Here is a 581-nt window from a genome sequence, read left to right as displayed (position 1 = left end):
TTTAATTCTTCATATGAGTAGAATTTTTTGCCATAATATATTTCTTGTTTTAATATCCCAAAGAAGTTTTCCATTGGTGAGTTATCTAGACAATTTCCTTTTCTTGACATTGATTGGGTTATTCCATGAGTTTCTAGTATTGATGTATATTGTTTTACCTGATAAGCCCAGCCTTGGTCTGAATGAAAGACTCTTTCTTCTTTATTTATACTTGTTATTTCTATTGCTTTGTCTAAGGCTTTTAGTATTGGTTTTAGTGTTGGTTGTTTTGATATTTCGTAGGAGATGATTTCACCATTATACATATCTAGATATGGGTTTAGGTAAAGTTTTTTTACTTGATAGTTTCCATTTTTATCTTTTTCTAGATATTTAAATTCTGTTGTATCTGTTGTTATTTGTGTATATGGTCTTTCTACTGTGAATTTTCTATTTATTTCATTATCTGCTACTTTTCCTATTGTTCCTTTGTATGATGAATATTTTCTTGTTTTTCTTGAGAAGCTTGTTACTTGAAGTTTTAGTTTTTGTACTAGTCTTTGTACTTTCTTCTTGTTTATTACATAGCCTAATCTTTTTAG

Annotated in this window: 1 protein-coding gene; it reads right to left on the bottom strand. The window is 28.1% G+C overall.

All coding sequences use genetic code 11. The features are described 5' to 3' along the window. Positions 1-581, bottom strand: a 581-nt coding sequence (locus WMO19_RS09880) for an IS3 family transposase (protein WP_349171705.1), incomplete at both ends; no start/stop codon positions are given.

It is taken from the genome of Peptoniphilus hominis (ex Hitch et al. 2025) (assembly GCF_040096015.1).
Taxonomy (GTDB): domain Bacteria; phylum Bacillota; class Clostridia; order Tissierellales; family Peptoniphilaceae; genus Peptoniphilus_A; species Peptoniphilus_A hominis.
The sequence above is the reverse complement of the archived record's forward strand: the minus strand, read 5'-3'. Positions and strand labels throughout refer to the sequence as shown.